We start from the raw sequence: 8,667 nt of genomic DNA on the forward strand, positions 1-8,667 counted from the left end.
CAATGCGTGCAGCTGACGAATACTAATCGGTCGAGGGCTTAACTAATTTACCCCACAAAGTGAAGCAAATGCTTCGGAGCTTATTCCGAGTACTTTGCGGGGGCCCCGGTTACAAGGATGAATAATCTTTTCACTTACTTTCGCATTCAGTTTTCAGGGAATAATACCTGAGCATTGCACGCTTTCGCGATGAGCGATAGCACGTTTGGTGGCGATGGCGGAGGGGTTCCACGCGTACCCATCCCGAACACGACCGTTAAGCCCTCCAGCGCCGATGGTACTTGGATCGCAGGATCCTGGGAGAGTAGGACGTCGCCAAGCACATGCATAGAACAGCCATTACGATTCGTCGTAATGGCTGTTTTTTTATGCTTAACAGGTTCTTTTTTACAATATACTTCCATTCCAACATTGGCAAACAATTTGCAGCAAGCGCTAATACTACACCCAAGGAGGTGTAGTCCATGAGNTAGAACAGCCATTACGATTCGTCGTAATGGCTGTTTTTTTATGCTTAACAGGTTCTTTTTTACAATATACTTCCATTCCAACATTGGCAAACAATTTGCAGCAAGCGCTAATACTACACCCAAGGAGGTGTAGTCCATGAGAAAGTTATGGGCAGCGTCAGCGGCTGTCGCGGCTTTTGCCGTTGTCATGACCGGTTGCCATGTTGGACCGGGATTTATCCATCCGCACATGAAGTCGCAAGAAGCTCAGGCCACAGTGAAGGCAAGGCCGCTCGTAGACGGACAAGGCCCGGTCTACGGACCCCCGCCCCGTGTGGCAGCAAATTTGCAAGCAAAGGCGAAGGTCGTTACCGAGCATCTGCATGCGGTGAATCGGCATAATACGCTACAAGCACATAAAGTTCGGGGTATTTACGTATCCGGATGGGTGGCGGGTGGACCTGCGATGAAGCGGATTGTCGATCTGTTGGACCATACCGATCTCAATACGGTTGTCGTCGACATTAAGACCGATGCGGGATTGATGACCTACCGCACAAATGTGATGCTCCCCCGCCAGATCGGGGCCGGCAGCAGGGTGGGCATCTCGGATGTACGTGCACTCCTCAATAAGCTTAAGCAAAAAAACGTATATGTGATCGGGCGGCTCGTTGTGTTTAAAGACCCTTTATTAGCCGCAAAGGTACCTTCTTGGGCCATTCATCATAAGACAGGTGAGGTTTGGCATGATAAAAAAGGGGTGAGCTGGGTCGACCCGTTCCGGACCGAAGTGTGGGACTATAATATCGCCATCGCGAAAGAAGCGATCACCCTTGGATTTGATGAAATTCAATTCGATTATGTACGTTTCCCCGATAACGCCACTCAGTTGAACCGAGAGGCAAAGTTCGCCAACCCGCAAGGATGGAGTAAGACGGAGGCGATCCGTGGGTTTTTGCATGAAGCCCGTACGAAGTTGAAGCCCTTAGGCGCTTATATATCGGCCGACGTTTTTGGACTGACGACTTCTTCGGACGATGACATGGGGATCGGGCAGAAGTGGGAGCAGATTACGCGAGAAGTCGATTTTATATCGCCGATGATTTACCCTTCTCATTATTCCATGGGCATGTACGGTGTAGAGCATCCCGATCTAGAACCATATCAGATCGTGCATAAGGCCATGAAGGACGCGAAGCGGCGCAACCTGGCGGTCGCGGGCGAGAGAACTGCGAAAATTCGTCCGTGGTATCAAAATTTTACGGCTACGTGGGTCCATCCTCACCTCAAGTATGGCGAGCGGGAAGTGATGCAGCAGATTCAGGCGGCGAAGGAGCAGGGCATTGATCAGTTTTTGTTGTGGAGCCCTGTGTGCAAATATACGTATTCCGGTAAATAAATACATAAAATCCGGTGTATGCGTATGCGATTTTTGCTATAGAACTGGGAGGAGAACCATCCTTGACAGCCCATATACCCTCTGCTAATATTGCAATAATATACGGAGAGCAAGGAACGCAAGAATCTGTTTAGCTTCTAGGCCAATCAGCAGTCGGAAGCAAACTATGGAGCCGATGCAATATGCTTCATATACAATAAGGGAGGAACTTGGTTGTGTGGGAAACGAAGTTTGCGAAGGAAGGCTTAACGTTTGACGATGTATTGCTCATCCCCCGAAAGTCGGAGGTATTGCCCCGGGAAGTGGATGTATCGGTTAGACTGAGTGCTTCGGTAAAATTGAACATTCCGCTCATTAGCGCAGGTATGGACACCGTGACGGAAGCGGCGCTAGCAATTGCCATCGCTCGGGAGGGCGGGATCGGCATTATTCATAAAAATATGTCGGTTGCTCAGCAGGCGGAGGAAGTCGATCGGGTAAAACGCTCGGAGAGCGGCGTCATTACGAATCCGTTCTCGCTTACGCCCGAGCATCATGTATACGATGCGGAAGCTTTGATGGGCAAATACCGGATTTCCGGCGTACCGATTGTCGACGACAACAACAAGCTGGTCGGCATTATTACGAACCGCGACCTTCGTTTCGTTCACGACTATTCGATCAAAATCAAAGAAGTCATGACGAAGGAAGAGCTTGTTACGGCTCCGGTCGGTACGACGCTGCAGGAAGCGGAAGTGTTGCTGCAGCAGCACAAAATCGAGAAACTGCCGCTTGTTGACGAGCATAATACGTTGAAGGGTCTTATTACGATCAAGGACATCGAAAAGGCGATCCAATTTCCGAATGCGGCCAAGGACGCGCAAGGGCGTTTGCTGGCCGGTGGCGCCGTAGGCATCTCGAAGGATACGTTCGAGCGTGCGGAAGCATTGGTGGGTGCCGGTGTCGACGTACTGGTCGTTGATTCGGCGCATGGACATCATATCAATATTATTGAGACGGTTCGCAAGCTGCGCGGCCTATATCCGGATCTGACTATTGTTGCGGGCAACGTTGCGACCGGCGAAGCGGCGCGCGATCTGATCGAGGCCGGTGCTTCGGTTATTAAAGTCGGTATCGGACCGGGTTCAATCTGTACGACACGCGTCATTGCAGGGATCGGCGTTCCGCAAATTTCGGCCATTTACGACTGTGCGACAGTGGCTCGCGAGTACAATGTACCGATTATTGCGGACGGAGGGATCAAATACTCCGGCGATATTACGAAGGCGATCGCAGCAGGGGCAAGTGCCATCATGGTCGGCAGTTTGTTCGCGGGTACGGAGGAAAGCCCTGGCGAATCCGAGATTTACCAAGGGCGACGCTTTAAAGTATACCGCGGCATGGGCTCGCTCAGCGCGATGAAAGCAGGCAGCAAGGATCGTTATTTCCAAGAGAACGACAACAAGCTTGTACCGGAAGGTATCGAAGGACGCGTTCCATACAAAGGACCGATCGCCGATACGATCCATCAATTGGTTGGGGGGCTTCGCTCGGGCATGGGTTATTGCGGCACGGGCACCATTGAAGAGCTGAAGAACGATACGCAATTTGTGCGCATTACGGGTGCAGGCTTGCGCGAAAGCCATCCGCATGATGTGCAAATAACGAAAGAAGCGCCAAACTACTCACTGTAAGAAAAGTGGCTCGGCTGCGCTGAAAACTATACTTTCACTACTTTTAGTATAAGCGCGAAACAGACAGGGGGATGGAAACATTTCTCCCTGTCTTTCATTTTTGTTTCAACTTTTCATATGTTACAATAGAGGCTGGTAGTGAAATCATGGGGATGGGAGTTACATAATGGTGAAACATGGAGAATTGAGGAGACGTCTGACGAAGAAGTTTACGGTATTATTACTTTTCCATATGATGTTGTTTGCGCTTGCACCCGCATTTGCGCATGCCGAAGGGGAGACGACGCAGCAGCCGGTAGCGAACGGACCAGCGCTTGAAGCGAGCTCCGCGATTTTGATGGATGCGGCCACCGGGCAAATTTTGTACGAAATGAATGCCGATGTTGCGCTTCCTCCGGCAAGTATGTCGAAGATGATGACGGAATATTTGGTCATGGAGGAAATCAAGAAAGGCAAGCTTACGTGGCAAACCGAAGTCACCACGCAGGAAAATGCGGCGACGACTGCTAAAGGCGGCTCGCGTATCTTTTTGGCCGAAGGTGACAAGCATACGGTAGAAGAGCTGTTTATCGCGATGGCGGTTGGTTCGGCGAACGACGCTTCGATCGCGCTGGCGGAATATGTGGCCGGTTCGGAAGAGCAATTTGCGCATCGGATGAACGAGAAGGCGAAGGAGCTTGGCATGACGACGGCGCATTTCATCAATGCGACCGGGCTGAGCCGGAAGGACTTGTCGGATAAATTTAAGCCATCGACAATTGATGGAGAAACTGTGATGTCGGCCAAGGACAGCGCAATTCTGGCTTACAGCATTTTGCGCGATCATCCGGAGTTTTTGAAGTATTCAAGCATTCCTTCTTATAAGTTCCGCGAACGCGACCAGAAACCGATGATTAACTACGACTGGATGCTGGAAGCGAATAAGAATGTGCCGAATTTTAAAAAATATGCTTATGACGGACTCGATGGCATGAAAACGGGCCATACGGAAGAAGCCCAGTATTGTTTTACAGGAACTGCACAACGGGATGGCATGCGACTGATCAGTGTTATTATGGGCGCGAAATCGGAGCCGAAACGTTTCCTTGAAACGCGCAAGCTGCTCGATTATGGTTTTAGTTCGTTCGAGAAGAAGACGGTACTCGCGGCGAAATCGGAGCTGAAAGAGTTAACGACGGTTGACGTCAAGAAAGGCGTCGAAACCTCGGTGCCTGTCGTAACGGAAAACGGTATTTCGCTGATCGTGAAGAAAGGCCAACCGTTCGAAATGAAGATTACGGCGGCGCCTCTGGAAGAAGACAAACGGATCGCTCCGCTGCCTAGCGGTTCCGTCGTAGGGACAGCCAAAGTGGAATACAAGGATGCGAACGGCAAGACCCAGGAGCAAACGGTGAATCTGGTGACGGTACAGGAAGTGGAGAAAGCCTCGTGGTGGAGAATGCTGTTCCGTGCAATCGGCGACTTTTTCTCCGACTTGTTCAACGGAATCAAAAACTTGTTCTAAATGATTGTATAATCATATCGCATATTGTAAAATGAAGCATTAGACTAGGCTATAAATTCAGGAGGTCGGAACAATGGAAACGGGAACATTACGCGTTAAAAGAGGTATGGCAGAAATGCAAAAAGGCGGCGTCATCATGGACGTCATGAATGCAGAGCAAGCAAAAATCGCGGAAGCGGCAGGAGCGGTAGCGGTTATGGCGCTCGAGCGAGTGCCTTCTGATATTCGTGCAGCCGGCGGCGTGGCCCGGATGGCCGATCCGACCATCCTTGAGGAAGTTATTAAAGTGGTGTCGATTCCTGTTATGGCGAAAGCCCGGATCGGCCATTTTGTCGAAGCTAAAGTACTGGAAGCACTCGGCGCGGATTACATCGATGAAAGCGAAGTGCTGACGCCGGCGGACGAAGTGTTCCATATTAATAAAAGAGAGTTCACGGTTCCGTTCGTATGCGGAGCCAAAGATCTGGGCGAAGCGCTTCGCCGTATCGGTGAAGGCGCGGCCATGATGCGTACGAAAGGCGAGCCGGGAACGGGCAATATCGTTGAGGCTGTTCGTCATATGCGTCTGATTATGTCGCAAATTCGCAAAGTGCAAAGCTTGTCCAAGGACGAACTGTATGCAGAAGCGAAAAACCTCGGCGTACCGTACGATTTGCTGCTCGACGTTCACACGAACGGCAAGCTGCCGGTCGTTAACTTCGCGGCAGGCGGCGTAGCAACCCCATCCGACGCAGCGCTTATGATGCACCTGGGTGCAGACGGCGTATTCGTTGGCTCCGGTATTTTCAAATCCGACAATCCGGAGAAATTCGCTAAAGCGATCGTTGAAGCGACGACGCATTACACGGACTATGCCCTGATCGCGGAAGTGTCCAAAAACCTGGGCACGCCGATGAAAGGCATTGAGATCTCCAAGCTTCAAGCTTCGGAGCGCATGCAGGACCGCGGCTGGTAATTCGGCCGGGAGGGAACGATCATGAACATTGGTGTATTGGCTCTTCAAGGGGCCGTAGCTGAACATATAAGATTGATTGAACAAGCAGGCGGCGCCGGGATGGCGATCAAGCGCGTCGAGCAATTGGAAGAAATGGATGGCCTGATCATCCCCGGCGGCGAAAGCACGACAATCGGCAAGCTGATGCGCAAGTATGGCTTTATGGAAGCCATTCGGGATTTTTCCGCTGCGGGCAAGCCGATTTTCGGTACATGCGCGGGGCTGATCGTCATCGCCAAACGGATCGAGGGGCAAGAGGAAGCCCACCTCGAACTGATGGATATGACGGTAGCGCGTAATGCGTTTGGCCGTCAACGCGAAAGCTTCGAGACCGATTTGCCGATCGAAGGCATTGAGGGCAATTTGCGCGCAGTGTTTATTCGTGCGCCGCTCATTACGGAAGTAGGACCGGGTGTGCAGGTGCTAAGTACGTATCGCGATGAAATCGTTGCGGCGCGTGAGGGGCATCTGCTTGCTTCGTCGTTTCATCCGGAGCTGACGGACGATTTCCGTCTGCACCGGTATTTTCTTGATATGGTAGAGGCGAGCCGGTCGGCGGTTCGTTAGGAGGGATTTCCCGTGTTGGATGTAAGGCTATTAAGAAATGAATTTGCACGCGTCGAGCAGGCATTATCAAACCGTGGAAAATCGCTCGAACTCATCTCGGGTTTTCCAGCGTTGGATACCCGTCGCCGGGAGCTGCTGCAAGAGAGCGAGCAGCTTAAAAACCGCCGCAACGTCGTTTCGCAGGAAGTCGCACGCATGAAAAAAGCCGGCGAAAATGCCGATGCGCTCATCCTTGAGATGCGGGAAGTATCGGACCGGATCAAAGCGATGGACGAAGAAGTCCGCGAGCTCGAAGCGCAAATCGACGAGCTAGTACTGGCGATTCCGAATATTCCGCATGACAGTGTGCCGATCGGGAAATCGGAAGAGGACAATGTCGAGATTCGGCGCTGGTCTGAACCGGCTTCGTTCTCATTCGAGCCAAAGCCGCATTGGGAGCTTGGTCAAGATCTGGGTATCCTCGATTTTGAGGCTGCGGCGAAGGTGACGGGTTCGCGTTTCGTGTTTTATCGCGGTTTAGGTGCGCGGCTCGAACGTGCTTTAATTAACTTTATGATGGATCTTCACGGTACGGAGCATGGATACGAAGAAATGCTTCCGCCGTATATCGTGAATCGGGACAGCTTGATCGGAACAGGCCAATTGCCGAAATTCGAGGAAGATCTGTTCAAACTGCAGAATACCGATTATTATTTGATTCCGACCGCTGAAGTGCCGGTCACGAACTATCATCGCGAAGAAATTTTGGCGCCGGATGCGTTGCCGAAATATTTCGTCGCGTTCAGTGCTTGCTTCCGCTCCGAGGCGGGCGCGGCCGGCCGTGACACGCGCGGGTTGATTCGTCATCACCAGTTCAACAAGGTCGAGCTGGTGAAGCTGGTGAAACCGGATGATTCGTACGACGAGCTGGAGAAGCTGACGAATGACGCCGAGAAAGTGCTTCAGCTGCTCAAGCTGCCTTATCGGGTGATGGCGCTTTGCACCGGCGATATGGGCTTCGGCTCCGCCAAAACGTACGACCTGGAAGTGTGGCTGCCGAACAGCAACACTTACCGTGAAATATCATCGTGCACGAACTTCGAGGATTTCCAAGCGCGTCGGGCGCAAATTCGTTTCCGCCGCGATACGCAATCGAAGCCGGAATTTGTGCACACGCTTAACGGCTCAGGCTTGGCGATCAGCCGCACGATAGCGGCGATCCTGGAAAATTATCAGCAGGAAGACGGCTCGATTGCCGTTCCTGAAGTGCTGCAGCCTTATATGGGCGGCATGAAGGTCATCAGCAAATAGTTGTTTTTCTATAAAATGGGCGGCGATGCAGGTTGAATTGTACCGCAGCAATGTGGTACAATCAACTTTGTCGCCATATTCATATTGGTGAGGAACAATAACATGGAGAGATACCGAAGTGGTCATAACGGGGCGGTCTTGAAAACCGTTAGGGTGCAAGCCCACGTGGGTTCGAATCCCACTCTCTCCGCCATGTATAAGCTTTATTGATAGGGATGAGAACCCACAGAGGGTTCGTCGGAGCATAAGCTCCGGAGGATTACATCGCAGTCGCGGAATGAAATGGAGCGTATCCCACTCTCTCCGCCATGTATAAGCTTCATTGATAGGGATAAGAACCCACAGAGGGTTCGTCGAAGCATAAGCTTCGTTAGGATTACATCGCAGTCGCGGAATGAAATGGAGCGTATCCCACTCTCTCCGCCATCTTAGAATAAACTTAAACCCAACATACATAAAGAAAAACCACATTCTCCAATTGGAGATGTGGTTTTATTTTTTAATTTGCTTGGATCGTGTTCTTCACTTAAATGCAAAAGTGCAGTTATTTTTCTGCGATATTCCCATTTTCTATAAAATAACTGCAAATATGCAGTTCTTGCGAGGCAAATCTACTTAAGATGGAGTAATTTCCATGAACAACTGTACTTTTGCAGGTATTCGATTGTGTTCGAACAAACTAGAGTTGAGTCTATATAATTGTGTAAAATGCTAGGTTCTCTAAAAAAGGGGGAGCCATAGGCAGAATCCTCGTTTAGAATGTAGTTGTCGAGACCCATTCAGAGGAGGAA

At 50.9% G+C, this 8,667-nt stretch carries 6 protein-coding genes, 1 tRNA gene and 1 rRNA gene; all 8 read left to right on the forward strand.

Annotated elements, in window-relative coordinates:
- Nucleotides 1–204 precede the first annotated feature (204 nt).
- The 8 genes from rrf (at nucleotide 205) to AC0LWM_RS32165 (ending at nucleotide 8,069) form a co-directional block, all read left to right on the forward strand.
- A 5S ribosomal RNA gene (gene rrf, locus AC0LWM_RS32130) occupies nucleotides 205–321 on the forward strand.
- Between the two features lie 285 nt (nucleotides 322–606).
- Nucleotides 607–1,848 carry a putative glycoside hydrolase gene (locus AC0LWM_RS32135; RefSeq protein WP_474679125.1) on the forward strand — a complete coding sequence of 414 codons (1,242 nt, stop codon included), beginning with the start codon at nucleotides 607–609 and terminating at the stop codon, nucleotides 1,846–1,848.
- Between the two features lie 215 nt (nucleotides 1,849–2,063).
- Nucleotides 2,064–3,521, forward strand: coding sequence for an IMP dehydrogenase (guaB, locus tag AC0LWM_RS32140; RefSeq protein WP_474679126.1), 1,458 nt, complete (start codon nucleotides 2,064–2,066; stop codon nucleotides 3,519–3,521).
- A 166-nt stretch (nucleotides 3,522–3,687) separates the two neighbouring features.
- Nucleotides 3,688–5,025 carry a D-alanyl-D-alanine carboxypeptidase family protein gene (locus tag AC0LWM_RS32145; protein ID WP_474679127.1) on the forward strand — a complete coding sequence of 446 codons (1,338 nt, stop codon included), beginning with the start codon at nucleotides 3,688–3,690 and terminating at the stop codon, nucleotides 5,023–5,025.
- Between the two features lie 73 nt (nucleotides 5,026–5,098).
- The gene (gene pdxS, locus AC0LWM_RS32150; RefSeq protein ID WP_474679128.1) at nucleotides 5,099–5,980 is read left to right on the forward strand and encodes a pyridoxal 5'-phosphate synthase lyase subunit PdxS; all 882 of its coding nucleotides are present in this window, start codon (nucleotides 5,099–5,101) and stop codon (nucleotides 5,978–5,980) included.
- A gap of 21 nt (nucleotides 5,981–6,001) precedes the next feature.
- Nucleotides 6,002–6,586, forward strand: a complete 585-nt coding sequence (gene pdxT / locus AC0LWM_RS32155) for a pyridoxal 5'-phosphate synthase glutaminase subunit PdxT (RefSeq protein WP_474679129.1) — start codon at nucleotides 6,002–6,004, stop codon at nucleotides 6,584–6,586.
- A gap of 12 nt (nucleotides 6,587–6,598) precedes the next feature.
- The gene (gene serS / locus AC0LWM_RS32160; RefSeq protein ID WP_474679130.1) at nucleotides 6,599–7,876 is read left to right on the forward strand and encodes a serine--tRNA ligase; all 1,278 of its coding nucleotides are present in this window, start codon (nucleotides 6,599–6,601) and stop codon (nucleotides 7,874–7,876) included.
- Nucleotides 7,877–7,980: 104 nt separating this feature from the next.
- Nucleotides 7,981–8,069 (forward strand) — tRNA-Ser (locus AC0LWM_RS32165).
- The last annotated feature ends 598 nt before the right edge of the window (nucleotides 8,070–8,667 follow it).

Source organism: Paenibacillus sp. sgz302148 (assembly GCF_056120465.1).

Coding starts and splice junctions, on each gene's coding strand:
- AC0LWM_RS32135 (WP_474679125.1), top strand. CDS start 607: ATGAGAAAGTTATGGGCAGCGTCAGCGGCTGTCGCGGCTTTTGCCGTT.
- AC0LWM_RS32145 (WP_474679127.1), top strand. CDS start 3,688: ATGGTGAAACATGGAGAATTGAGGAGACGTCTGACGAAGAAGTTTACG.
- pdxS (WP_474679128.1), top strand. CDS start 5,099: ATGGAAACGGGAACATTACGCGTTAAAAGAGGTATGGCAGAAATGCAA.
- pdxT (WP_474679129.1), top strand. CDS start 6,002: ATGAACATTGGTGTATTGGCTCTTCAAGGGGCCGTAGCTGAACATATA.